The organism is Gilliamella sp. Bif1-4 (assembly GCF_001690535.1).
Taxonomy (GTDB): Bacteria; Pseudomonadota; Gammaproteobacteria; order Enterobacterales; family Orbaceae; genus Gilliamella; species Gilliamella bombi.
Genome location: NZ_LZHC01000017.1, coordinates 1 through 326 on the forward strand (window position 1 = coordinate 1; position 326 = coordinate 326).

General features: G+C 36.5%; 1 protein-coding gene. It reads right to left on the reverse strand.

Annotated elements, in window-relative coordinates; genetic code table 11:
- The coding region (locus A9G25_RS02690) for a hypothetical protein (protein WP_141674979.1) at positions 1-217 on the reverse strand (217 nt) is incomplete at its 3' end.
- Positions 218-326: the final 109 nt, after the last annotated feature.

The window sequence follows — 326 nt, forward strand, 5'->3', positions numbered from 1 at the left end:
CATTACCCGCTTGTAACCCCGCTTTAATATTCATCAGCGCTTTGGTTTTTTCATTGGTCTGCTTTTTCGCTTGCTCTCGGGTTTGGTTGGCGTTGTAAATATCACTCGCCGTGCCTGTTATCGAAATAGTAAGCCCTGATTTTTTGCGCTCATACTCTTCTTGATACGTCGTTTTCGCATCTAATGCTTCGATATTGACATTTTCACCTTGGAGCAAGGAACGCTAAAAAGCATTAAAAAAAATTGAATAAAATAAATATATTTTTGACCTGTTTTTGTGATTAGATAGTGTTTGTTTTATTTTTTGAATGGCTGAAAACATGGTA